Raw genomic sequence first — 23561 nt, forward strand, 5'->3', positions numbered from 1 at the left:
GTCAGGGGTGGGCGGGGGCGTGTGCATGCTGTTCCTGTCGTACGGCGGCCACTTGGGCCGCATAGGTGTCCCGGCCCTCGGCGGGCGAGCCGGGCAGTCCCGTCAGCCCGGGCAGCAGGTCCCCGAAGGCGTTGACCTCTCCCACGGCGAAGCTCCGCCAGCCGAGGGCGGGCAGCAGGTCCACCCCCACGCAGAGGGTGCGCGGGAAGGCCGCCGCGGCCCGCTCGCAGACGGCGAGCGCGTCCGCCTCCCAGCTGCCGCCCGCGGCCGTCACCGCGGCGACGGCCGCGTCGAGATCGCCGCGGGCACCGCCGAGGTGCAGGTTCGTGAGCGGACCGGCCGCGGTGCGGACCACGGCGTGCGTGGCCCGGCCGCCGATGACGACCACCCGCAGATCGGCGGAGCGCCCCTGTTGGGAAGCCTTCGGCAGCCACCGCTCGATGTGCAGGCCGTCGGGGGCCAGGGCGTCGACGACGGCGCCGATCACCCGCTCGTCCTCGTACCGCCGCAGGCGGAGCGAGTTGTGCAGCGCCCCCGAAGGGGACCGCTCCACGGAGGTGGTGGCGCGGATCCTGCCGCCCGCGCCCGTCTCCACCGCGAGCACCCCGGAGGCCGAGGAGCCGTGCGCGAGCTTCACGAACGCCCGGCGGTAGCCGGGGAGGGCGAGGACCGCCCGGACCTCCTCCCAACCGCGCACCGGTGCGCGGACGGCGTCCGGGCCCGAGGTGGGGGAGGCCGGGACGGGCGTCCCGGCGGCCGCCAGCACCCCGTGGCAGAGCCGCTTGTCGAACAGCACCGCGAGCTCGTCCGGATCGCCCGTCAGCGTGCCGCCGGCCGACCGCACCTCCTCCGCCACCCGGTGCACCGCCTCGGTGAACCGGCGGTACCAGCGTCCCGTGCCCTCGACGCGGGAGGCATCGGCGGCCCCGCGCAGCAGCCGCTCCACCTCCGGGTCCTCGCCGGGAGAGTCGATCCGTACGCACTCGCCCGCCCGGAAGACGGCCCGGCCGGTCAGCACGTCCCGCCACGGCACCACCCGCGCCGCGGGCAGTCCGGCGGCGCGCACGGCGTCCTGGAACAGGGCGACCCGGCGGTTGCCCGGATTGCCGACGACGGCGAAGGCCGCGGGAGCCGTACGCGTCACTCCGCGACCGCGACGTAGCGGTACTCGGCGTCGTCATCGACGTCCGCGGTCTGGGGGTCGCCCAGATCCACCTCCACGCCGTGGGGGGCGAGCGCCGCGCTCAGCCGCTCCCGCAGCGGTTCGCGGACGTAGTGGTGGTGCAGGTCGAGCTTGGTGAGATGGGTCAGGGGGCGCCCCGCGAGCAGGGCCTCCACGCCTTCGTCGGTCAGGACGCCCATGGAGAGGTCGAGCACCTCCAGCCGGTCCACGACCGGAGCGGTGGCGAGCGCCGCCGCGACGGCGTCCTGGATCTCGCTGTTGCGCAGCGCGAGCCTGCGCAGGGCGGGCAGCCGCTCGCCGCTCAGGAACGGCTCCAGGTCGCCGACTTCGGCATCGCCGCCGTAGTCGGAGGTGCCCAGCCACAGATCGAGCTCGGTGAGGGCGGGGAACGTGCTCCCCGCGACCCCGGCCACGACTTCCTTCGGGAGCCCGCCGGCCTCCAGGCGCAGCACGCGCAGCGCCGCGTGCTCCACGGGCGGGAAGAGCAGTCCCTCGCCGCCGCGCACTCCGAACACCTCCAGTGCGGGATACGCGGGCAGCAGCGGACCCACGTCCGACTGCTGGATCCAGGAGACCTCGCACTCCTCGAAGGTGATGTCGCCGACGAACAGCGCCCGCAGCGCGGGGAACTTCGGAGCGGTTTCGACGAGCGCCTCGACGATCCCGGCGCTGGAGGCCTCGTACGCATCGGACCAGCCGCCCACGATCAGGGAACGCACGCGCGAGGTGTCCACGGACTCGGTGAACCGGGCGAAGGCCTGCGGCCATTCCTCCTCGGCGTCGTAGGTGTCCACAGAGATCCGCCAGGCCACGGACCCGGCCTCCGGCAGCTCGCGAGCGTCCTTCGGCCCCGGGAAGTCGAAGGCCGGCAGGCCGCCCAGCTCGCTCAGGTGATCCCCGATGGTCATGTGCGCTGCTCCTGACGGTGTGGCGGGTGGTGGGCCGGCCGTGCGTGTCTTCCGACAACAGTTCTACCAAGTCCCACCGACAACACCCACAGGCTCAGGCTCGCCACCCGGCCGCCCGGACTCCGGCCGTCAGGGTCTGCCACATCTGTCATGCCCCTGATGCTGCCACGGGGCGGTGAAGCCGGAGGGGGAGGGCGTCCTCCCCCTCCGACTCGCCCGGCTTCAGGTCAGCGCTTGCGGTAGCCGCGCGCGTCCTCGGCGGCGGCCAGTACGGTATCGAGGTCTCCGCCGATCGCCGAGGTCAGCGTGATGGCCACGGCGCCCTCCAGGAACGGCGCGTCCACGATCCGTGAGCCTTCGGGCAGTTGCGAGGGCTCCTCGGCGAGCAGCGACTTCACCGTCAGCACCGCACTGCCCATGTCGCACAGCACGGCCACGCCCCGGCCCTCGTCCACCGACCGGGCGGCGGCCGTGATCAGCTCCGCGCTGGTGCCGATCCCGCCGTCGGGGGTGCCGCCCGCCACCGCCAGCGGAGCCGGCTCGACCGATCCCAGCAGCGCGGCCGACAGCGCCGCCACGGACTCCGCGACCGCCTTGCTGTGCGAGACGAGCACCACGCCGACGCGGCCGGTACGGGCCTTCGGCGCCTGCTCCTGCTCCTGCTCGTGCGCCGGCTCCTCGGTGGCGGCCGGTTCCGCGGAGGTGAGTTCCGCCTCCGGTGCGTCCACCGCGGTGCGCAGCGCCTCCATGAGCAGGGCCACGGAGTTGGCCCCCGCGTCCTGGTGGCCGATGCTGCGCTCGCCGAGGTAACTGGCCCGGCCCTTGCGGGCTTCGAGGGGCTCGGTGGCGTCGGCGCCCGCGCGGGCCGCCCGTACGGCTTCGTCCAGGGCCTCGCGCAGCGGCCGGTCCGCCGCGGCGGCTTCGGCCAGCGCCGTCACCGCGGGAGCCAGGGCGTCCACCAGGGTGGCGTCACCGAGCTCGGCGCCGCCCAGCTTCTGCACCGACGTGAGCCCGGCTCCGAGCGCGGCCCCCAGCTCCGCCACGGTCGGTGCCCCGGTGTCGCCGAGCACCTTGCCCGTGCGGCGCAGCGCGGTGCCGAACAGCGGGCCGGAGGCGCCGCCCACGGTGTTGGTCAGCGTGGTGCCCGCCAGCGTCAGCAGCGCCCCCGGAGTGGCGGGCCGCTGCTCGGCCACGGCCGCGCCGACGGCGCCGAAGCCCCGTACGAGATTGGCCCCGTGGTCCCCGTCACCGATGACCGCGTCCAGCTCGGTGAGGCGCGCGCTGTCCCGCCGTACGAGCCGGTCGGTCTCGGCGATCCAGCGGCGGAAGTAGGCGGTGTCCAGCGCGGGGGCCTCGGCGTGGGCCTCGGCGGGCGGGGGCGTGGAGGTGGTCGCAGTGGCGGGCGTGACGGTCATGGAGAGGGCTCCTGGAGAGTGTCGGGAGGGAAGGGCGGGCGGGGTCAGCAGCCCCAGCGCAGGGACGGGGTGTCCACCGGCGCGTCCCACAGGCGCAGCAGCTCCTCGTCGGCGCGGCACAGGGTGAGGGTGCAGCCGGCCATGTCCAGGCTGGTGACGTAGTTGCCGACCAGGGACCGGGCCACGGTGATCCCGCGCTCGCCGAGCACCCGCTCGACCTCCGCGCGCATGATGTACAGCTCCACGGGCGGGGTACCGCCCAGGCCGTTGACGAGGAGGATGACGGGGGCGCCGGCCGCCTCCGGGAGGTCGTCGAGGATGGCGTCGAGCATCGCCTCCGCGGTCTCGGCGGCCGTCATGAGCGTGCGCCGCTCGCGGCCGGGCTCGCCGTGGATCCCGATGCCCAGCTCGATCTCGTCCTCGCCGAGCGTGAAGTTGGGGCTGCCCTTGGCGGGGGTGGTGCAGGAGCTCAGGGCGACGCCGTAACTGCGCGCGTTCGCATTGACCTTGCGGGCCACCGCGGCCACCTCGGCGAGCGGGGCGCCCTCTTCGGCGAGCGCGCCCGCGATCTTCTCCACGAACAGGGTGGCGCCGGTGCCGCGTCGGCCGGGCCCGTGCTCCGTCCGGGCGACGGCCACGTCGTCGTCCACGACGACCTGCTCGACCTTGACGCCCTCGTCCTCGCAGTCCTCCGCCGCCATCGTGAAGTTGAGGATGTCGCCCGTGTAGTTCTTCACGATGTGCAGGACGCCCGCACCCGCGTCGACCGCGCAGGTCGCGGCCGCGATGGTGTCCGGCACCGGGGAGGTGAACACCGGGCCGGCCACGGCCGCCGCCAGCATGCCGCGCCCGACGAACCCGGCGTGCAGCGGCTCGTGCCCGCTGCCGCCGCCCGACAGCACCGCGACCTTCCCGGTCGGCTCCCCGGCCGCTCCGGCGGCCCGCGTGACGATGCCCTTCTCCGCCTCGACGCGGAGCCCCGGGTGAGCGGCGGCCATTCCGCGCAGTGCGTCGGAGACGACACTTTCGGGGGAATTGATGAGCTTCTTCACGGGGGCCTCTTTCCTTGAAAGGGGAACGCGGAACGGGTGACTCGTCATAGCGGTCCGGAGCGAAAGAGGAATTGCGGGACGGTATTAAGTCGGCACCGTCGCCGATCCGCCACCGCTTCCGGGGCGCTTGGCTAGAACTTTACTCTGGCGAACCTGCGAAACAGCTCGGGCCCTTGGTCCCGGATCCGGCTGCGGAAGGGCCCGTTCGCAAGGGGACCGTGCATATCTCGGATGTGACCGAGATCCGTGATAGGGATAAATGAGCAAGCGCAAATGAATTCGCAATGAGGAGGATTCACGTGAAGACCGTCGGTACGCGCATGATGATCAGCCCGCCGAAGTACGTGCAGGGCGCCGGGGCGATGAACGACCTGGGCGAGCACGCGGCCCGTCTCGGGACGAACGCCGTGGTCCTCGCGGACAAGGGCGTCTGGGGCTTCGTGGACACGGCCGTCACCGCTTCCCTCTCCGGAGCCGGGGTCAAGCTGACCAAGGAGGTCTTCGGCGGGCTCTGCACCCAGAAGGAGATCGACCGGGTCGCCGCGGCCGCCCGGGCCGCCGGTGCGGACGTCATCATCGGCATCGGCGGAGGCACCGCCATCGACACGGCGAAGGCCGTGGGCCACGCGCTCGGAGACATCGCCGTCGTGTCCGCGCCCACGGTGGCCTCCACCGACGCGCCGACCAGCGCGCTCGCCGTGATCTACACCGAGTCGGGCGCCTTCGAGCGCTACTCCTTCTTCCAGCGCAACCCCAACCTGGTGCTCGTCGACACCGCGCTCGTCGCGGGTGCGCCGAGCCGTTTCATCGTCTCCGGCATGGGCGACGCGCTCGCCACCTGGTACGAGGCCCGGGTCTGCGTGGCCGCCAACCGGGTCGCCATGGCCGGCGGTCTCGCCACCGAGGCCTCCCTCGCGCTGGCCCGGCTGTGCTGGGAGACCCTGATGGAGTACGGCCCCCAGGCCCGGCTGGCCGCCGAGGCACACGTGGTGACCCCGGCGCTGGAGAAGGTCACGGAGGCCAACACCCTTCTCTCCGGCCTCGGTTTCGAGTCCTGCGGCCTCGCCGCCGCGCACGGCATCCACAACGGGCTGACCGTCTCGCACAAGGTGCACGGCATGATGCACGGCGAGAAGGTCAACATCGGCACCCTCGCCCAGCTGGTCCTGGAAGGCGCCCCGACCGACGAGCTGGACACCTACCTGCGCTTCAGCCGCGCCGTCGGCCTGCCCACCACCCTCGCCGAGATCGGTCTCGGCGACCCGGACCGCGAGGAACTCCTCGCCATCGGGCGCGCGGCCACCGCGGAGGGCGAGACCACGCACAACATGCCGTTCCCGGTGACCCCGGAGATGGTCGCCGACGCCCTGATCGCGGGCGACTCCTACGCCCGCGCCTACGCCAAGAGGTAGCGGCAGAGAAGGGCGGGGCGCGGGCTGAGCAAGGCGGCCCGCGTCCTACGGGGCCGTCCTACGGGGCCGTCCTGCGGGGCTCCGCACGCGGGCCGTCCCCCGCGGCGCGGGCCGCGTCCGCCGGGTCCGGGGTGGTCACCTCCGGGGTGGCCACCTCCGGGGCGGAGGTGCGGGATGCGAGCAGCAGGGCGATGTCGTCCGGCCGGTCCGTGGAGTGCCCCGGCTCGGCGACCAGCCGGTCCGCCGTCTCGGTCAGCGGGGCGGGACCGGCGGCCGCCAGTGCGGCGCGCAGCCGCTCCACTCCCACGTCGATGTCCGTGCCCGGGATCTCCACCAGGCCGTCGGTGTACAGGGCGAGCACCGCCCCCGGCTCGATCCGCAGCCGGGTCACCGGGTACGTGGCTTCGGCGTCGACGCCGAGCACCATCCCGCCCGGCAGGTCCAGCACCTCCGTCCGGCCGCCCGGATGCCGCAGCAGCGGCTGGGGATGCCCGGCCCGGACGGCGAGGGCGAGGCCGGACGCCGGGTCGAGCAGGACGTAGCAACAGCTGGCGAACTGACCCGGATCGAGGTCGATGAGCAGCTCGTTCGTGCCGCGCATCACCTGTTCCGGCGTATTGCCGCCGAGCGTGAAGGCCCGTACGGCGCTGCGCAGTTGCCCCATGGTGGCCGCGGCAGCCACCCCGTGGCCCTGGACGTCGCCGATGACCAGCGCGAGCCGCCCGCCGCCCGCCTCGATGACGTCGTACCAGTCGCCGCCGACGTCCATGCCGGCGGTGCCGGGCAGGTACCGCCCCACCGTGACCACGTTCTCCCGCACCGGCAGCCGGTGCGGGAGCAGCGCCGCCTGGAGCCCGCGGGCCAGCGCCGATTCACTGTCGTAGCGCCGGGCCCGCTCCAGCGCCTGCGCGATCAGCCCGGCCAGCGCGGTGAGCACCGTACGCTCCTCCGGGCTGAATCCGCGCGGGGCGTCGAAGCCGAGGATGCACGAGCCGACGGGCCGGCCGGAGGCGATCAGGGGGAGGAAGGCCCGGGCGCCGACATCGGCGTCGAGCTCGATTCCCGGGTAGGCGGCGGCCAGGTGCTGCATCGACTCGAAGAACATCGGACGGCCCGAGGTGAGGGTCTCCACCCCGGGGAGCCGCACGTCCAGCGCGACCCCGTCGAACCGGTCGAGGAAGCCCCGGGGGAATCCGGTCTCCCACGCCAGGTGCAGATGGCCCTCGCCGAGCAGGTAGATCGCCAACTGCCGCCCGCCGAAGGCCGGGAGCAGCTCGTCGGTGACCACCATCGACACCTGGCGGGCCGTCACCGCCTCGGTCAGCGCGATCGCCAGCGCCACCGGCCGGTACAGGGCCGAGGCCCGGTCGGCGGGCGAACCCAGGCCCGGTGAACCGAACCCCGCGCCGGGCCGCATCAGCGACTCGGGTGCGTACGTGGGTGGTTCGGCCTCGGCGATGGTGACGGTGACCCCGTCGATCCCGGGATGCAGGCCCACCGACAGCCAGCGCGGGGAGGGTTCGGGTCCGCGCCGGGCCGCTTGGAAGTGCACGGGAGCGGGGGAGAGGAACACGGCCCGGAAGTGGTCCTCGTAGGCGGGGTGTCCGAGCCAGGGCAGCGCCTCCCACAGCATCCGCCCGGAGAGGTCCGCGCCGTCGGAGCCGAGCAGGGTCGTGGCGGCGGAGCGGGCGCGGGAGTTGGCGAAGCCGATCACGCCCTGACGGTCCACCGACAGGACGGCCAGGTCCAGCCGGTCCACGGCGGCGCGGGCGCCCTCGGCGGGGCCGTCCGCGGTACCGCCCGGGCGGCTGCCCCGGGGGGCGACCGGTGTACCGCCCGTTGCACGGCCGGCTGCACCGTCTGCCGTCCTGCCTGCCGTCCCGCCTGGCGTGCCGTCCGCCGGGCTGCCCGTCGGGCCCGGACCGGGGAAGCACAACGGTTCGCCCTCCCAGGTCACCGTGGCCCCGCCCGCGGCGAGTGCGGCCAGTTCCCCGGCCAGCCGGGTGGCCACCGCGCGCAGCCGCTTCCGGTCGCCGGGCCCGACCGGGACCCCGGGGGTCGCGGGGCGCAGCACCACGAGGACGCCGTAGCGCTCGCGGCCGCGGGTCACGGGTTCGTAGAGCGAGCCGAAGGGGAACGGCAGCCCGGCCATCAGCTGGGGGAAGCGCCGCATCGCCGATTCCGCGTCGGGCAGGTGCACGGACTGGCCGGACCGGTAGGCCTCGGCGACGGGGTACGGGCGGTTCACGTGCATCCGCCACCACGGGCGGAACAGCGGGCCCGGGATCCCGGTCACGGCCGCCATCAGCAGCAGCCCTTCGGTGCCGGAGCGCAGGTAGACGCAGCCCGCGTACCCGCCGGCGGCCCCCACGGCATCGAGAGCGGCCCGCGCGAGTGTCCGGGCCGTGGCGTCGGTGACGGGGCCGCCGGTGTCCGGTCTCGCCGTCACCTTTCCAGAATGCCCTCGGGCCAGGGCTTCCGCACACCCCCCGGAAGGCCGCCACCGTCATCGGATCCGAATATCGGACGGGTGGCGGCGCAATTCGGAATTCCGTGCCCTGAATGGCGGAAGGGATCAAGCCGGGTTGGTGTCGGCTGATGATCGCTATCGCGGCACATGACCAGAGGGAGAACGACCTACTGAATTGGGTGCGGCGCAATCACCGTTCCGTGGCCCGGCACGGACTGGTGGGAACCAGCTCCACCGCACGACTGCTCAGATCGGAACTCGGCTTGTGGATCAAGGTGGTTGAGTCCGGACCGCACGACGGGGACCAGCAGATCGGCTCGATGGTGATTTCCGGAGATGTCACCTCGCTCGTATTCTTCTGGGACCCCCTGTGGGCCGCTCCGCACGTACATGACGTACTCGCCCTCGTGCGTATTGCAGTGCTCCGCGATATTCCCGTCGCCTTGAATCCAGCGAGTGTGGAGGCGACGTCCGAGGACGGTTTCTCCCTCGAAAGTCAGTCGGCCGCAGGCCCGCTCGCACCCCGTGGAACCGGGAGGCCAGCACCGTGCCGACCACCGCCACCCCGAGCACCGCGCCGAGCTCCCGGGCGGCGGTGTTCAGGCCGGAACCCGGCCCCGCCCGGTGCGCGGGCAGCTCGGAGACCACGGTGAGGGTCAGCGCGGGCGCGCAGAGCCCGGTGCCCGCCGACAGCACCAGCAGGTGGAGCGCGTAGAGGGCGTACGGGGTGCCCGCGTCGGCGGTGGAGACCAGCAGCAGGCCGCCGCCGATCAGGCCGAGCCCCGAACCGACGGGCAGCCGGGGCCCGGTCCGCTCCTGGAGCCGGGCGCCCAGCCTGGGCACCAGGGCCATGCCGAGGGTCAGCGGCACGATCGCGAGGCCCGCCCGGGCCGGGGGGAAGGCCTTGGCGTACTGGAGGTACTGGGCGTCGACGAAGAACAGCGCGAAGAGCCCGAAGAAGGCGGCTCCGATGCCGAGCGCCCCGGCCCGCAGCCTGCGCGAGGCGAAGATCCGCGGGTCCAGCAGCGGACGGGCGGCGCGCAGCGCGTGGCCGGTGAAGACGGCGAACAGCACCGCGCCCGCGCCGAAGGCGCCCAGGACGCGCGCCGAGCCCCAGCCGTACGAGGGCCCCTCGATGATCGCGTAGACCACGGCGAAGAGGGCCCGGCGAGCAGGGCCGCCCCCGCTGGATCGACGGCGGCATCGGTGCGCGAAGGCGTACGGGGCACCGCGCGGGCGACCGCCGGCGCGAGCAGTGCGCCGAGCGGGACGACGGCTCAGAACAGGGCCCGCCAGGTGAGGTACTGCCCGGCGAGCCCGCCGCCGACGTTGCCCGCCAGGCCCCCGAGGCCGGCGGACAGCGTCCAGGTGGCCAGGGCCCGGCCGCGCAGCTCGGGCGGGGACAGGTGGACCAGGACCGACATCGTGGCGGGCATGATCAGGGCCGCTCCCGCCCCGCACAGCCTGCGCCCGGCGAGCAGGGCGCCCTTGCGGCCGTACCGGTCGCCGAGGGCGCCGGCCGGGTCCGGGCTTCGACCTGAACCTCCTCGTCGCCCTGGACGTCCTCCCGGAGGAATCGAGCGTGTCCCGGGCCGCAGCGTCTTCGAGCTCGCCCTCATCCTGCCGCCGCTCCCCTTCGGCATGGCCCGGCACCCGCGCCACGACGCGGCTCCCGCACACGCCTGGCTGCGCGACTGCGCCCGTGCGCTGCTGCGCCCGGGGCCGGGCCCCGGGTGAGCCGGCCCGCCGGCCCGCCGGTCGGCCGAGGTCCCGCCGGGACCGCGCGGGCTGAAAGTCCCTGTCGGTCGGGGACTTTGACCGGCTGCCGTTGCACTTCGGACTGCTTAGGTTTGCCTAAGTGGATTCGAACAAGGAGGTCCGGTGCCGTCGCTCAACGACAGCCGTCCAGGGACGACCGTACGCATCACGGGGATCGACCCCGGTCAGGCCGGCGGGAGCCGGCGCCGGCTCCTGGAGTTCGGCTTCGTACCGGGCGCGGACGTCACCGTGATCGCCCGGGGTGCGACCGGAGGCCTGCTCGTCGGGCTCGGTGACACCCGGGTCGCGCTGGACACCCGTACCGCCGGCCGGCTGAGGTGCGCCGGATGAGCTGTCACGCGACCGGGGCCGGGGCCGGTGCGACCGCCATGGCGGAGCGGCGTACCGGTACGCCGTTCGTCGCCCTCGTCGGCAATCCCAACGTCGGCAAGTCGACCCTCTTCAACGCCCTCACCGGCGCCCATCAGCGGGTCGGCAACTGGCCCGGCAAGACCGTCTCCGTCGCCCATGGCGACTGGCGCACCGCGGGCGGCGCCCGCCCGCTGCGCGTCGCCGACCTGCCCGGTTCGTACAGCCTGCTGCCCGACTCCCCGGACGAGGCGCTGGTCCGCGACGTGCTGACCGCACCGGAGGGGGAGCGGCCCGACGCGGTGGTCTTCGCGCTCGACGCGGCCAACCCGGCCCGCAACCTGTACCTGCTCTCGCAGATCCTCGACACCGACATCCCCGTCGTGGTCGCGCTCACCATGACCGACGTCGCCGCCCGGCGCGGCGCGCCCCCCGCCCCGGACGCGCTGGCCCGCGAGCTCGCGCTGCCCGTCGTACGGGTGGAGGGACGCACCGGGGCCGGGCTGGACCAGCTCGCCGACGCGGTGGGCGCGGCCCTGGACGCGGCAGCCCCGCTCCCCGGGCGGACCTCCGCCTGGGCAGCGGGCTCGCCCGTGGCGGCCGAACTGGCGGAGTTGGCCGAGGCGGCCTCCGGGCGGACCCCGCACCCCGCCCGGTGGCTGGCCGTGAGCCTGCTCTGCGGGGAGCGGCCGCCCGCGGTCCCGGCGGCGCTGGCCGAGCGGGCAGGGGCGGCGGCGGACCGGCTCGCAGCGGCCGCAGGGGTGGGCTCCGCCGATGCCGATGCCGATGCCGACACCGACGCCGAACTCCTCGTAGCCGAGGCCCGCTACGCCTGGGCGCACTCCGTCATCGAACGCGCTGCGCCCCGCCCGGCCGGGGCCCGGCCCACCCTCACCGACCGGGTGGACCGGCTGCTGCTGTCCAAGGGCTTCGGCATCCCGTTCTTCCTCGCCGTCATGTGGGGCGTCTTCCAGGCCACCACCGCCCTGGCCAAACCCCTCCAGGACGGCCTCGGCGACTTCGTCTCCGGGCCCGTCAGCGGCGGCGCCGACCGGCTGCTGGAAGCCGTCCGCGCGCCCGGCTGGCTGACCGGACTGCTCGTCGACGGCCTGATCAACGGAGTGGGCCAACTGCTCACCTTCGTGCCACTGATGATCATCATGTTCCTGCTGCTGGCGCTGCTGGAGGACTCCGGCTACTTCGCCCGCGCAGCGTTCGTCGCCGACCGCCTGATGCGCACGCTGAGGCTGCCCGGCCGCGCCTTCCTGCCGCTCGTCGTCGGCTTCGGCTGCAACGTCCCCGCCCTCGCCGGCACCCGGATCCTCAACCGCCGCTCGCACCGGCTGCTCGTCGGCCTGCTCATCCCGTACATGAGCTGCACCGCCCGCCTCGCGGTCTACGTGATGATCGCGGGCGTCTTCTTCGGCTCGAACTCCGGCACCGTCGTCTTCTTCCTCTACGTCGCCTCCGTGCTGCTGGTCGTCGGCATGGGCCTGCTCCTGCGGCCCCTGCTGTTCCGGGACATGAAGGAGGAACCACTCGTCCTGGAGCTGCCCCCGTACCGGCTGCCCACCCTGCGGGTCACCGGAGCGCAGGTCTGGCAGAAGCTCGCCGCCTTCCTGCGCACCGCCGGCGGCATCATCGTCGCCACCGCGGCCGGCGTCTGGCTGCTCATGGCGGTCCCCGCCTCGGCCGGCCACGGAGGCTTCGGCAAGGTCGACGTCGAACAGAGCGTGTTCGGTACGGTCACCCGCGCCACGGCGCCCCTCGTGGCCCCGGCCGGCTTCGGCGACTGGCACGCCACGGCGGCGCTGGGCACCGGCCTGATCGCCAAGGAGGGCGTGATCTCCACCCTCGCCCAGACCTACTCGGCCGAGGAGGACGGCGATCCCAAGCTCACCGCGAGCCTGCACGCCACCTTCGAGGAGTCCTCCGGCGGGCACCAACGGGCGGCCGCGCTCGCCTTCCTGGTCTTCATCCTCGCCTACACCCCCTGCTTCGCCACCCTGGCCGCGCAGCGGGCCGAGATCGGCACGCGGCTGACCGCCATCGGCTTCGGCATCCAACTGACGGCGGCGTGGCTGCTGGCCGTCGGGGTCTTCCAGATCGCGAGGCTGGTGTGGTGAACGGGATCGACGGGATCGGCGGGGCAGAGGGGACCGACGGGGGCGCCACCGCCACCGCCACCGGACCCGGCATGCTGCGCCGCCTGCTGCGCGCCTTCGAGGAGGCGGCCCCCGGCGAGGGGCTCGCCCAGATCGCCGACCGGCTGGGCATCGACCGGGCCGAGGCGGCCGACCTCGCCGCGTACTGGGTCCGCAAGGGCCGGCTGCGCCGCGAGGAGATCGGCACCGTGGACTGCTCGGGCTGCTTCTTCGCCTCGCGGGGATGCACGACCTGCCCCGACGGCTCCACCGCCGTCCCGCGGCCGACCCTGGTCGCCCTGACCCTCGTACGCCCGCCGTCTCTTCCGGATCGTGCCCGGCCCGCCCGTCACCGGGCCCGGTGACGCTTCACGTAGGACCAGGTCACCGCGGTCATCAGGGCCGGTACGGCCAGCAGCGGGGCGAAAACGAAGCCCCAGACGGTCTGTGCCGTACCGCTCGCCAGGTACGTGTGGCTTTCGACGGTGAAGAGGACCACGAGCTGCCACAGCGCCCCCAGGACCAGGATGCCCGAGGCCGTCCAGGCCAGCGGGTCGAGGACCCTGGGGCTCATCGGCCGCCACCGGTCGCCGACCAGCAGGAGCGGTGACAAGGCGGCCAGTTCGGCGAGGACGGACAGTCCGACGACGTAGGCGATGCCCCAGCCCGGGATGCCGTAGACCTCGCGCAGCACCTGGTCGCTGTAGCCCACGTAGACACCGGACGCCATGGCGATGCGCCACAGGCCGGACGGGACGGCGCACAGGGCGATGGCGTGGGCGGCGCGCCGGGCCCAGGTCGGCGCGTGCTCGGGCGACGGTACGGGGGAGGGGAGGGAACTGCTCGCTGTCGTCATGCGTACAGGCTGGCCGCGGACGGGGTGGCCGCGCGTCGTCCCCGCGGGCGGACCTCGTCGGTCCGGCGGACGAGGGCGCGGCCCCGTACGCCGTACGGACTGATCCGAACGCCTCCCCCGTCCGGGGGAGCTCCGGGGTGGGGGCCGTCGGCCGGGGCGGCGGGCGGGCAGGCTTGCGGACATGCGACAGCAGTACGACACCACGTCAACGCCCCCGCCGGCCTTCTCGGTCGCCGATGCCTTCACCCTGCGCACCGCCCTGGACGCCCTCGGCGGCGTCCGCGGCCTCGACACCCTCGACATGGCCTGCGGGCACGGCAGCACCACCCGGATGCTGGCGAGCGGCGGGGCCCGCAGGACGGTGGGCGTCGACAGCTGCCCCGAGCGCATCCGCCGGGCCAGGGAGACCGGCGCGGACCTCGCGCACGCCGTCGAGTACGTCGTCGCGGACGCGGCCGCCGGCATGCCGGCCCTGGGGCCGTTCGACCTGGCCACCGCCGTGTACCTCTTCAACCAGGCCCACGACCGCACGGCCCTGCACGCCATGTTCCGCGCCGTACGCGCCAACCTGCGCCCCGGCGGGCGGCTGCTCGCCATCGTGCCGAACCCGGGGGCCTTCCCCTACGCGGACTGGGCGCCGTACGGGATCAGCGTCGTCGAGCGGTCTCCCGGCGGGGACGCCCCACTGCTGCGGGCCCGGCTGGAGACCGACCCGCCGGTGCCGTTCGAATGCCGCGAGTGGGCCCACGCCGACTTCGCGGAGGCCGCCGCCGACGCCGGCTTCGCCACCGTCACCTGGCAGCCGACGCGGACTCCGCCCGCGTGCGAGACCCGGGACGAGACCTACTGGGCCCGCTACCGCACGGCCCCCGTCGGCTCCCTGATGAACTGCGTGGCCTGAGGTGCCGCACCGGCCGCCGACGGCGCCTCAGGACTCCGCCGCCGCCGCGCGGACCAGCTCCACGATCCGGTCGCGGGCCGCCCTGCCCTCCGGGACCGGCATCAGCGGGTAGTCGTGCGGCAGCCCCGGCTCCTCGATGAACTCCACCTCGACGCCGGCCGCGCGCGCCCGGTTCAGCAGCTCGCGGCTGTCGGTCGTCAGGACGTCCCGGGTGCCCGTGAACACCGTCAGCGGGGCCAGCCCCGCGAACGACCCGTGCAGCGGGCTCACCAGGGGATCGTCGGCCGCCAGGTTGCCCGCGTACAGCCGCCCGGCCTCCCGCAGGCCGGGGCGGGCCCACATCGGGTCGTCCGCCTCGATGGCCGCCTGGTCGGGGTGGCTCATGGACACGTCCAGCCAGGGCGAGATCAGCACGATCCGCGAAGGCTGCGCCCCGTTGCGGTCGCGCAGCCGCTGGGCCGCCGCCAGTGCCAGCCCGGCGCCCGCCGAATCTCCGAGGAGCACCGTGCCGCCGGGGCCCCCGCTCGCGATCAGGCCGCTGAGCAGGTCGGCGGCGACCGGGACGGTCCGGTCGGCGGTTCCGCGCGGGGCCAGTATGTACGCCGGTACGACGACCCGCGCCTGCGCCTGCGTGACCAGGGTCCGGATCAGCGACCAGTGCACGCGGACCAGTTCGTTGATGTAGCCGCCGCCGTGCACGTACAGCACCCGGGCGGCCGGTTCCACGCCGAGCGGCGAGACCTCGTACACCGGCCAGGCCCCGACGAAGGTCCGCGAGACCTCCGCCACCCGGCCCAGCGAACGCGGGGGCAGGTGCGACGCCGGGCGCCGCATCGATTCCGCCACCCGGGTACGGACCGCCTCGGCGCTCCCGAACCGTCTTCGCCGACCCGCCGCGATCAGCGCGACCGAAAGCGCCCTGCTGCGCAGACTCGGCACGCCCCTCACCTCCCCAAACCCGGCCTGGAACACTCCCCGGCCCCTGCCCGTCACCTGAGGAGCATAGGCGTGAAGCTGGGCTGTGGACCCGCTTAAGAAATCCTCGATGGACTGATCACCCGCAGGTCGGCAGATTGGTGCCGTCCGAACGCTGCCCGGCCCGCACGCCCCGTAGCGCTTCCTTCCGCATGCCTGGAGCCACCCCATGAAGGCACTCGTCAAGCACAAGGCCGAGCCCGGGCTGTGGCTCATGGACGTTCCCGAGCCCGAATACGGCCCCGGCGACGTGCTGATCAAGGTGCTGCGGACCGGCATCTGCGGGACCGACCTGCACATCCGTTCCTGGGACGGCTGGGCGCAGGGCGCCGTCAAGACCCCCCTCGTGCTCGGCCACGAGTTCGTCGGCGAGGTGGCCGCGCTCGGCGCGGACGTCCACGAGGACATCGAGGTCGGTGCGCTGGTCAGCGGCGAGGGCCACCTGGTCTGCGGGAAGTGCCGCAACTGCCTGGCCGGGCGCCGCCACCTGTGCCGCAGCACGATCGGGCTCGGGGTCGGCCGCGACGGCGCCTTCGCCGAGTACGTGGTCCTGCCCGCGCAGAACGTGTGGGTCCACCGCGCCAAGGTCGACCTCGACGTCGCGGCGATCTTCGACCCGTTCGGCAACGCCGTGCACACCGCGCTCTCCTTCCCGCTGGTCGGCGAGGACGTGCTGATCACCGGCGCGGGCCCGATCGGGATCATGGCGGCGGCCGTGGCCCGGCACGCGGGAGCGCGCAACGTGGTCATCACCGACGTCAGCCCGGACCGGCTGGAGATCGCCCGCAAGGCCGGCGCCACCCTCGCGCTCGACGTCTCGAAGGCGACCATCGCCGACGCGCAGGCCCAGCTCGGCCTGCGCGAGGGCTTCGACATCGGCCTGGAGATGTCCGGCCGCGGCGAGGCCATGCGCGACATGATCGACAACATGACGCACGGCGGCCGGATCGCCATGCTGGGCCTGCCGGCGCAGGAGTTCGCCGTCGACTGGGCCAAGGTCGTCACCTCGATGATCACGATCAAGGGCATCTACGGCCGCGAGATGTTCGAGACCTGGTACGCGATGACCGTGCTGCTGGAGGGCGGGCTCGACCTCAGCCCCGTCATCACCGGCCGGTACGCCTTCGGGGACTTCGAGGCCGCGTTCGACGAGGCTGCGACCGCCCGCAGCGGCAAGATCATCCTGGACTGGACGCAGGCGTAGCGCTCCGGGCGCAGCCGCCAGGGCGTTGCCCGCCGGGGCGTCCGGCGTCCGGCGTCCAGCCCCACAGACCATTTCCCTCCGGCCGGGTCCCGCACCACCCTCCCCCCCTCTGCGGGGCCCGGCCCCCCTCCCTCCGCCGCACCAGGAGAAAGAGAGCACCGCACATGTTCGAGACCGTCCGCGCGGACCTCCGTACGACCCTCGACGAGATCCGCTCCGCGGGTCTGCACAAGCCCGAGCGCGTCATCGGCACCCCGCAGAACGCCGCCGTCGCCGTGACCTCGGGCGGCGCCCCCGGCGAGGTCCTCAACTTCTGCGCCAACAACTACCTCGGACTCGCGGACCACCCCGAGGTGGTCACCGCGGCGAAGGAGGCGCTGGACCGCTGGGGCTACGGAATGGCCTCCGTTCGCTTCATCTGCGGTACGCAGGAGGTGCACAAGGAGCTGGAGGCACGGCTCTCCGCCTTCCTCGGCCAGGAGGACACGATCCTCTACTCCTCCTGCTTCGACGCCAACGGCGGAGTCTTCGAGACCATCCTCGGCCCCGAGGACGCGGTGATCTCCGACGCCCTCAACCACGCCTCGATCATCGACGGCATCCGCCTCTCCAAGGCGCGCCGCTTCCGCTACGCCAACCGCGACATGGCGGAACTGGAGACCAGGCTCAAGGAGGCCACCGAGGGCGGTGCCCGCCGCAAGCTGATCGTCACCGACGGCGTGTTCTCGATGGACGGTTACGTCGCCCCGCTCGCCGAGATCTGCGACCTCGCGGAGCGCTACGACGCCATGGTCATGGTCGACGACTCGCACGCCGTCGGCTTCGTCGGCCCCGGCGGCCGCGGCACCCCGGAACTGCACGGGGTCATGGACCGCGTGGACATCATCACCGGCACCCTCGGCAAGGCACTGGGCGGGGCCTCCGGCGGCTACGTCTCGGCGCGCGCCGAGATCGTCGAGCTGCTGCGCCAGCGCTCGCGCCCGTACCTCTTCTCCAACTCCCTTGCCCCGGTCATCGCGGCGGCCTCCCTCAAGGTCCTCGACCTGCTGGAGTCGGCCGACGACCTGCGCGAGCGGCTCGCCGCCAACACCGCGCTCTTCCGTACGAAGATGACCGAGGCCGGCTTCGAGATCCTGCCCGGGGACCACGCCATCGCCCCGGTGATGATCGGCGACGCGGCGGAGGCGGCCAGGATGGCGGAACTCCTGCTGGAGCGCGGGGTCTACGTGATCGGCTTCTCCTACCCGGTGGTCCCGATGGGCGCGGCGCGGATCCGCGTCCAGCTCTCGGCCGCGCACTCGACGGCTGACGTGGAACGCGCGATCGCGGCGTTCATCGACGCGCGGGCGTCCCTGGCGGGCACCGCAGCCTGACCTCCGGTCGGTGGCCGCGGTGCTTGCCGCCACCACCCTGGCGTGGGGCCGGGTGGGCGGGTGCGGCTGAGTCCTGCCCTGCGGGGCCGGGTCCCCTACCCGCCCTTCGCCCGTTCCCCGGGCTCTGCCCGGACCCCCCTGGGGCTCCGCCCCAGACCCCGCGCCTCAAACGCCGGCGAGGCTGGGTCTATCCAGCCCCTCCGGCGTTCGAGGAGCGGGGTCCGGGGCGGAGCCCCGGGGAACGGCGGAAGGGCGGGTAGGGGACAGCGCCCAGTCCTCCGGGCTCCGGTTCGGGCCGGCCCGGATACCCGGGTGGGGGTGAGGCACCCCGGCTCGGTTCGCTCGGGCCCCGGCCCCGCCCGATCGGTCGGGGCCACCGGGCCCCGCAGCCTGCGAGAATGGCAGGGTGATCGACCCCCGCCGGCTGCGCATCCTGCGGGCCGTCGCGGACCACCGTACGGTGACCGCCGCGGCCGCAGCCCTCTACCTCACCCCCTCCGCCGTGTCGCAGCAGCTCGCGGCGCTGGAGCAGGAGACCGGGCACGCCCTGCTGACCCGCAGCGGCCGGGGCGTCCGGCTCACCGCGGCCGGGCAGATCCTGCTCGGGCACACACACGAGGTGCTGGCACAGCTGGAGCGGGCGGAAGCGGAACTCGCCGCCTACGCGGGCGGCTCGGCGGGCGAGGTCACCGTGGCCGCCTTCGCCACCGGCATCGCCGAAGTACTGGCCCCCGCCATCACCCGGCTCGCCGCGGACCACCCCGGGATCCGGCTGCGCGTACGCGACGCGGAGGGCGACCAGAGCTTGCTGCTCCTGCTCGACGGGGAGGCGGACCTGGCGCTGGCCGTCGAGTACCGGGGCGCCCCGGGCGCCGACGACGGCCGGCTGTCCGTGCTCCCGCTCTACGCCGAGCCCTTCGACGCGGTCCTCCCGGCCGGACACCCGCTCGGGGACCTGCCCGAGGTGTCCCTGGCGGACCTCTCCGATGCGGACTGGGTGGGCCAGTACCCCGGCAACCCCTGCCACGACGTGATGCTCCTCGCCTGCGAACTGGCCGGGTTCCAGCCCAGGTTGGTGCACTCCTCCGACGACTTCCGGGCCGTGGTGGCCCTCGTGGGCGCCGGCGCCGGAGTGGCTCTCGTGCCGCGCTCGGCGCTGCGCGGCATGGACCTCAAGGAGGTCCAGGTCCGCCCGGTGACCGGTCCGGCGGCGACACGGCGGGTCTTCGCCGCCACCCGGCGCGGCGCCGAGGCGCACCCGCTGATCGCACCGGTGCTGGCGGCCCTGACCCGTGAGGCGGACCGGCTCCCGGAGCACTGACCGAACACCCCCTAGAGCGTGAAGACGGCGCCGGGCGCCGCGTGCTCCACGGGCCCGGAGTAGCGGGCGGCGGCGCGGGACACGGCCTCGGCAGGCTCCAGGTCCCGGCCGAGGTGCGTGAGGACCAGTCGCCCGGCGCGGGCCGCGCGGGCGGTGTCGCCGGCCTCCCCGGGGGTGTGGTGCACCGGTTCGGCGTCGGCCGGGTGCGCGGAGCTGTCGGCCTCGCAGAGCAGGAGCGTGCAGTCCTCGGCGAACCGGGTCAGGGCCGAACAGGGCGCCGTATCCCCGGAGTACACGAGGGAACGGCCTCCCGACTCGGCCCGCAGCGCGAAGGCGGGCATGCCGTGGGACACCGCCCCGCTGGTGAGGTCGAGCGCTCCGGCCCGCGCGCGGTGGCCGTCGTACAGCTCGTGGACCTCGAAGGCGGCCTCGACCGGGCTGCGGTCCGGGCCGTTGGTGAGGAACCCCGCCAGCCGGTCGGCGATGCCGGGCGGCCCGTAGAGGGGGAGCGGCGCGGGCCGTCGTACGTCGGCGTACAGCAGGCCGTAGTACGCGGTCAGCAGGTCGGCCGTGTGGTCGGCGTGCAGGTGCGAGATCCATATCGCGTCCAACTCGCCGAGCCCGGCGTGGCGTTGCAGCGGCCCGAGCGTTCCGCTGCCCGCGTCGACCCAGACCCGGGCGCCGCCGCCTTCGAGCAGGTAGCCGGAGCAGGGATTGTCGGCGCGCGGGTAGGGCGTCGCGCTGCCCAGGACGGTGAGCCGGAGAAGATCGTCTGCCATCCGGGGAGTCTAGGAGGAGGCGCGGGGCCGCCCCGGGGCGACCCCGGGTCGGGGGCCGGCCGCCCCCGAGCCGCGTGCTCAGGCGCGGATGACCTCCACGCCGGCCGCCTCGAAGGCCTCGGCCACCGACGGGGACAGGCCGGTGTCCGTCACCAGTACGTCCACCGCGTCGGTGGCGACGATGCGGGCGAAGGCGCGGACGCCGAGCTTGCTGGAGTCGGCGGCGATCACCACGCGGCGGGCGCGTTCGCAGAGCAGGCGGTTCATGGCCGCCTCGTCCTCGTGCCGGGTGGCGGCCCCGTCGGCCGGATCGAAGGCGTCCACGCCGACGACGGCGGTGTCCACGGAGAGCTGCCCGAGCACCTCCATGGCGAGCGGGCCGGTGAGCTCGTAGGACTGGGGCCGGGCCACGCCGCCGGTGAGCACGATCTTGAACTGCGGCCTGATGATCAGCTCGCCCGCGATGTTCAGCGCGTTGGTGACCACGGTGAGGGCGGGGGAGCCGGTGGCGAGGTCGGGGCGGGCGGCCAGTGCGCGCGCCACCTCGGTGGTCGTGGTGCCGCCGGTCAGGCCGATCACCTCGCCGGGGACGATCAGCGCCGCGACGGTTTCGCTGATGCGGCTCTTCTCGGCGGCCCGGCGCGAGGTGCGGTAGCGCAGCGGGAGTTCGTAACTGACCCCGTGCAGCACCGCTCCGCCGCGCGTGCGGACCAGCAGTTGCTGCTCGGCGAGCTGGTCGAGGTCGCGCCGGATGGTGGCGGCGGACACGCCGAGGGCCTCGGCGGCGGGTTCCACTTCCAGCTCGCCCCGCTCCACCAGCAGGTCCAGCAGTGTCTGCCAGCGTTCCTTGCGGGTCATCGGCCGCCCTTCCGGTCGTGTCTTCGAGGGGCGCATCGCTGTTCGCTTCGACGCTCTCTCTTGGCCTACACGTCGAGATTAACGCAGGAGATCACCCCGGAGATGCTTGAAGTTGCGCGAAATACCGCAGTATCTTGCAGGAACACGCATTCAGGGGTGCACGCACCGCGCTAGGGAGCCGCCATGAGCCACGTCGCGTACGAGTTGGGCACGCAGCCCGCATGCTGGGAGCGGGCCGCCGAACTGGCCCCGGAACACCGGGCGGTGCTGCCGCGGACGGGGGAGCGTACCGCGATCGTCGGATGCGGGACCTCGTACTACATGGCCCGGGCCGCCGCCGTGTTGCGCGAGGAGGCCGGGCAGGGCGAGACCGACGCCTTCCCCGCCTCGGAGTTCCCCCGCCACCGGCGCTACGACCGGGTCGTCGCGCTGACCCGGTCCGGGACCACCACCGAGGTCCTCGACCTGCTGGCCGGACTGCGGGAGGCGGGCGTGCCCACGACCGCCGTCATCGGGGACCCCGCCACTCCCGTCATCACCCTCGCCGACGCGCTCGTCGTCCTCGACTTCGCCGACGAGCAGTCCGTCGTGCAGACCCGCTTCGCCACCACGGCCCTCACCCTGCTGCGCGCCCACGTCGGCCTGCACACCCCGTCCGTCGTCGCCGACGGGCGCGCCGCGCTCGCCGACCCGCTCCCCGCAGAGCTGGAGACCCGGGGGCAGTTCACCTTCCTCGGACGGGGCTGGAGCGTCGGACTCGCCGACGAGGCCGCCCTGAAGATGCGCGAAGCCGCCCTGGCCTGGGCCGAGTCCTACCCGGCCATGGAGTACCGGCACGGCCCCATCAGCGTCTCGGCGCCCGGCACCGTCACCTGGTCGCTCGGCGACGCCCCCGAAGGGCTCGCCGAACAGGTCCGGGGGACCGGAGCCCAGTGGGTGGCCGGGCACCTCGACCCGCTCGCCGAGCTGGTCCGCGTCCACCGCCTGGCCGTCGCCGTCGCCGCCCACCAGGGCCTGGACCCGGACGCGCCGCGCAACCTGACCCGGTCCGTCATCCTCACCACGGACGAGGAGGCCGTCCGATGAGCCTCGTCTCCGCCGGCGGGCTCGTCCTGGACGCCGCCGCCCGGGGCCGCGCCGTCGCCGCCTTCAACATCATCACGCTGGAGCACGCCGAAGCGGTCGTCGCGGGCGCCGAAGCGGCCGGACTCCCCGTGCTGCTCCAGCTCAGCGAGAACGCCGTCAAGTTCCGGGGCGGGGCGCTGCTGCCCATCAGCCGCGCGGCCGTGGCCGTCGCCGAGGCCGCCGGGGTCCCGGTCGGGCTGCACCTGGACCACGTCAAGAGCTCCGAACTGCTGCGGCAGGCCGTGGACGCCGGATTCAGCTCGGTCATGTACGACGCCGCGCACCTCTCCTACGCCGAGAACCTGGAGGCCACCCGCTCCGCCGCCGACTGGGCGCACGTCAACGGGCTCTGGATCGAAGCCGAACTGGGCGAGGTCGGCGGGAAGAACGGGGCCGCGCCGCTGGACCCGCACGCACCCGGCGCCCGTACCGACCCCGACGAGGCGCGCCGGTTCGTCGCCGACTCCGGAGTGGACGCGCTGGCCGTCGCCATCGGCAGCAGCCACGCCATGACCAGCCGCACCGCGGCCCTGGACCACGTGCTGCTCGGCCGTCTCGCCAAGACGGTCGACGTACCGCTGGTGCTGCACGGATCCTCCGGTCTGCCGGACGCGGAACTCGCCGCGGCCGTCGCCGGCGGCATCCGAAAGGTCAACATCGGCACCGCGCTGAACGTGGCGATGACCGAAGCCATCCGCACCCACCTCACCCCCGCGGATCCCCGCCCGTATTTGACCGCCGCACGGGAGGCGATGACGGCGACGGCCACCGCTATGATCAGCGCCCTGAACTGACCGGAACGGGTATCGGGGGGGACTGTATGGACGCACAGCGGGGCCTCAGCAGCAGACGGCGGCTTCTTCTGGGACTGGGGGCCCCGCTGCTGCTCGGCGCGGCGGGGCTCGGCTACGTCATGTGGCCCGAGGAAGAAGACGCGGAGAAGGTCCGCACCGATCTGGCGCCGCTCAACCGGCGCTTCTGGACCGCGCTGGGCGACGTGTCCGACGCGCACTGGCTGGGCTACGACATCGACGAGTCCAACAACGACCGGACGATCCCGAGCCCGGACTCCCGGGTACGCCTGGTGGGCGTCGCCCACCTCAAGCAGGGCACGGCGAACCGCATCATGCGCGATCCCGCCCACCACTTCGAGGTCGGCTCCCTGGCCGGGCTGCCCGCCCCGCTGAAACCGTACATACCCTCCAGCGCGGCCTGGAAGCAGAGCACGACGTACGACAAGGTCGCCCTGGAGGAAGGCCTGAACGTGGTCCCGTCGGGCACCTTCCGCTTCGACGGCATCCGCGACCTCGTCTACTTCGACTACGTGTTCCTCTACACGTGAGCCACGGCTGAGCCGCAGCTGAGCTCTTCCCGAACGGCGGCCCGCGGGATTCCTCCCACTCAGTGGGAGGACGGCCGCGGCGGCATTGAAGCTGCGCCCCGGGCGGTGTTTCGTCG

General features: G+C 73.9%; 20 protein-coding genes and 3 pseudogenes. 12 read left to right on the forward strand and 11 right to left on the reverse strand.

Features of this window, described 5'->3' with window-relative positions:
• Window position 1: 1 nt before the first annotated feature.
• From ACE1OC_RS35790 to dhaK, 5 genes and pseudogenes are all read right to left on the reverse strand, one after another.
• Window positions 2–1144: an STM4014 family protein gene (locus ACE1OC_RS35790; protein ID WP_407840484.1), complete on the reverse strand. Its 1143-nt coding sequence runs from the start codon at window positions 1142–1144 to the stop codon at window positions 2–4.
• Window positions 1141–2091 (reverse strand): STM4015 family protein, encoded by a 951-nt coding sequence (locus ACE1OC_RS35795; RefSeq protein ID WP_407840485.1) that lies wholly within the window; start codon window positions 2089–2091, stop codon window positions 1141–1143. Before ACE1OC_RS35795 ends, ACE1OC_RS35790 begins: the two co-directional genes overlap by 4 nt.
• Window positions 2092–2318: 227 nt before the next feature.
• Window positions 2319–2819: a PTS-dependent dihydroxyacetone kinase phosphotransferase subunit DhaM gene (locus ACE1OC_RS35800; protein WP_407841787.1), complete on the reverse strand. Its 501-nt coding sequence runs from the start codon at window positions 2817–2819 to the stop codon at window positions 2319–2321.
• A pseudogene (gene dhaL, locus ACE1OC_RS35805) lies at window positions 2811–3506 on the reverse strand (dihydroxyacetone kinase subunit DhaL); the annotation flags it as partial. The gene ACE1OC_RS35800 and the pseudogene dhaL, both read right to left, overlap by 9 nt.
• A 44-nt stretch (window positions 3507–3550) precedes the next feature.
• Window positions 3551–4558, reverse strand: a complete 1008-nt coding sequence (gene dhaK / locus ACE1OC_RS35810; RefSeq protein WP_407840486.1) for a dihydroxyacetone kinase subunit DhaK — start codon at window positions 4556–4558, stop codon at window positions 3551–3553.
• A 299-nt stretch (window positions 4559–4857) separates the two neighbouring features.
• On the opposite strand from dhaK, the gene ACE1OC_RS35815 reads away from it, so the two are divergent.
• Window positions 4858–5970 carry a glycerol dehydrogenase gene (locus ACE1OC_RS35815; RefSeq protein WP_407840487.1) on the forward strand — a complete coding sequence of 371 codons (1113 nt, stop codon included), beginning with the start codon at window positions 4858–4860 and terminating at the stop codon, window positions 5968–5970.
• 58 nt (window positions 5971–6028) lie between these two features.
• On the opposite strand, the gene ACE1OC_RS35820 is transcribed toward ACE1OC_RS35815, so the two are convergent.
• Window positions 6029–8419 (reverse strand): SpoIIE family protein phosphatase, encoded by a 2391-nt coding sequence (locus tag ACE1OC_RS35820; RefSeq protein ID WP_407840488.1) that lies wholly within the window; start codon window positions 8417–8419, stop codon window positions 6029–6031.
• Between the two features lie 149 nt (window positions 8420–8568).
• On the opposite strand from ACE1OC_RS35820, the pseudogene ACE1OC_RS35825 reads away from it, so the two are divergent.
• Window positions 8569–8847, forward strand: a pseudogene (locus tag ACE1OC_RS35825) (methylglyoxal synthase); the annotation flags it as partial.
• 103 nt (window positions 8848–8950) lie between these two features.
• Here ACE1OC_RS35825 and ACE1OC_RS35830 read toward each other — a convergent pair.
• Window positions 8951–9963: pseudogene (locus tag ACE1OC_RS35830) on the reverse strand (MFS transporter); the annotation flags it as partial.
• A gap of 358 nt (window positions 9964–10321) precedes the next feature.
• On the opposite strand from ACE1OC_RS35830, the gene ACE1OC_RS35835 reads away from it, so the two are divergent.
• From ACE1OC_RS35835 to ACE1OC_RS35845, 3 genes are read left to right on the forward strand one after another with little or no spacing between them, the layout of a single operon-like run.
• A complete protein-coding gene (locus ACE1OC_RS35835; protein WP_250739058.1) occupies window positions 10322–10549 on the forward strand; it encodes a FeoA family protein in 228 nt (75 codons plus the stop codon).
• Window positions 10546–12693 carry a ferrous iron transport protein B gene (feoB, locus tag ACE1OC_RS35840; protein WP_407840489.1) on the forward strand — a complete coding sequence of 716 codons (2148 nt, stop codon included), beginning with the start codon at window positions 10546–10548 and terminating at the stop codon, window positions 12691–12693. Before ACE1OC_RS35835 ends, feoB begins: the two co-directional genes overlap by 4 nt.
• Window positions 12690–13076: a helix-turn-helix domain-containing protein gene (locus tag ACE1OC_RS35845; protein WP_407840490.1), complete on the forward strand. Its 387-nt coding sequence runs from the start codon at window positions 12690–12692 to the stop codon at window positions 13074–13076. Before feoB ends, ACE1OC_RS35845 begins: the two co-directional genes overlap by 4 nt.
• On the opposite strand, the gene ACE1OC_RS35850 is transcribed toward ACE1OC_RS35845, so the two are convergent.
• Window positions 13061–13567, reverse strand: coding sequence for a hypothetical protein (locus tag ACE1OC_RS35850; protein WP_407840491.1), 507 nt, complete (start codon window positions 13565–13567; stop codon window positions 13061–13063). The two genes, ACE1OC_RS35845 and ACE1OC_RS35850, sit on opposite strands and share 16 nt — an antisense overlap.
• 181 nt (window positions 13568–13748) lie before the next feature.
• Between ACE1OC_RS35850 and ACE1OC_RS35855 the strand changes: the two genes are divergently transcribed.
• Window positions 13749–14468, forward strand: coding sequence for a class I SAM-dependent methyltransferase (locus tag ACE1OC_RS35855; RefSeq protein WP_266959883.1), 720 nt, complete (start codon window positions 13749–13751; stop codon window positions 14466–14468).
• A gap of 27 nt (window positions 14469–14495) precedes the next feature.
• Here ACE1OC_RS35855 and ACE1OC_RS35860 read toward each other — a convergent pair whose 3' ends face one another.
• Window positions 14496–15407, reverse strand: a complete 912-nt coding sequence (locus ACE1OC_RS35860) for an alpha/beta hydrolase fold domain-containing protein (protein WP_407840492.1) — start codon at window positions 15405–15407, stop codon at window positions 14496–14498.
• A gap of 205 nt (window positions 15408–15612) precedes the next feature.
• Here ACE1OC_RS35860 and tdh point away from each other — a divergent pair, with 205 nt between their 5' ends.
• The 3 genes from tdh to ACE1OC_RS35875 all read left to right on the forward strand — a co-directional run bounded on the left by tdh (window position 15613) and on the right by ACE1OC_RS35875 (window position 19341).
• Window positions 15613–16647: an L-threonine 3-dehydrogenase gene (gene tdh, locus ACE1OC_RS35865; RefSeq protein WP_274547346.1), complete on the forward strand. Its 1035-nt coding sequence runs from the start codon at window positions 15613–15615 to the stop codon at window positions 16645–16647.
• 164 nt (window positions 16648–16811) lie between these two features.
• Complete coding sequence (locus ACE1OC_RS35870) at window positions 16812–18020, forward strand: glycine C-acetyltransferase (protein ID WP_407840493.1); 1209 nt, start codon at window positions 16812–16814, stop codon at window positions 18018–18020.
• A 406-nt stretch (window positions 18021–18426) separates the two neighbouring features.
• Window positions 18427–19341: a LysR family transcriptional regulator gene (locus ACE1OC_RS35875; RefSeq protein WP_407840494.1), complete on the forward strand. Its 915-nt coding sequence runs from the start codon at window positions 18427–18429 to the stop codon at window positions 19339–19341.
• An 11-nt stretch (window positions 19342–19352) separates the two neighbouring features.
• Here the strand turns inward: ACE1OC_RS35875 and ACE1OC_RS35880 are convergent, their stop codons facing one another.
• Window positions 19353–20120 carry an MBL fold metallo-hydrolase gene (locus tag ACE1OC_RS35880; RefSeq protein ID WP_407840495.1) on the reverse strand — a complete coding sequence of 256 codons (768 nt, stop codon included), beginning with the start codon at window positions 20118–20120 and terminating at the stop codon, window positions 19353–19355.
• Between the two features lie 78 nt (window positions 20121–20198).
• Window positions 20199–20978 carry a DeoR/GlpR family DNA-binding transcription regulator gene (locus ACE1OC_RS35885; protein WP_407840496.1) on the reverse strand — a complete coding sequence of 260 codons (780 nt, stop codon included), beginning with the start codon at window positions 20976–20978 and terminating at the stop codon, window positions 20199–20201.
• Window positions 20979–21161: 183 nt separating this feature from the next.
• Here ACE1OC_RS35885 and ACE1OC_RS35890 point away from each other — a divergent pair, with 183 nt between their 5' ends.
• Genes ACE1OC_RS35890 through ACE1OC_RS35900 form a run of 3 tightly spaced genes read left to right on the forward strand, consistent with a single transcriptional unit; the run spans window position 21162 to window position 23445 of the window.
• On the forward strand, window positions 21162–22064 hold the full coding sequence (locus ACE1OC_RS35890) for an SIS domain-containing protein (RefSeq protein ID WP_407840497.1): 903 nt from the start codon (window positions 21162–21164) through the stop codon (window positions 22062–22064).
• A complete protein-coding gene (locus tag ACE1OC_RS35895; RefSeq protein ID WP_407840498.1) occupies window positions 22061–22897 on the forward strand; it encodes a class II fructose-bisphosphate aldolase in 837 nt (278 codons plus the stop codon). Before ACE1OC_RS35890 ends, ACE1OC_RS35895 begins: the two co-directional genes overlap by 4 nt.
• Before the next feature lie 26 nt (window positions 22898–22923).
• On the forward strand, window positions 22924–23445 hold the full coding sequence (locus ACE1OC_RS35900) for a hypothetical protein (RefSeq protein ID WP_407840499.1): 522 nt from the start codon (window positions 22924–22926) through the stop codon (window positions 23443–23445).
• Window positions 23446–23561 lie beyond the last annotated feature (116 nt).

This window comes from Streptomyces stoeckheimensis (assembly GCF_045822005.1).
Classification (GTDB): Bacteria; Actinomycetota; Actinomycetes; order Streptomycetales; family Streptomycetaceae; genus Streptomyces; species Streptomyces stoeckheimensis.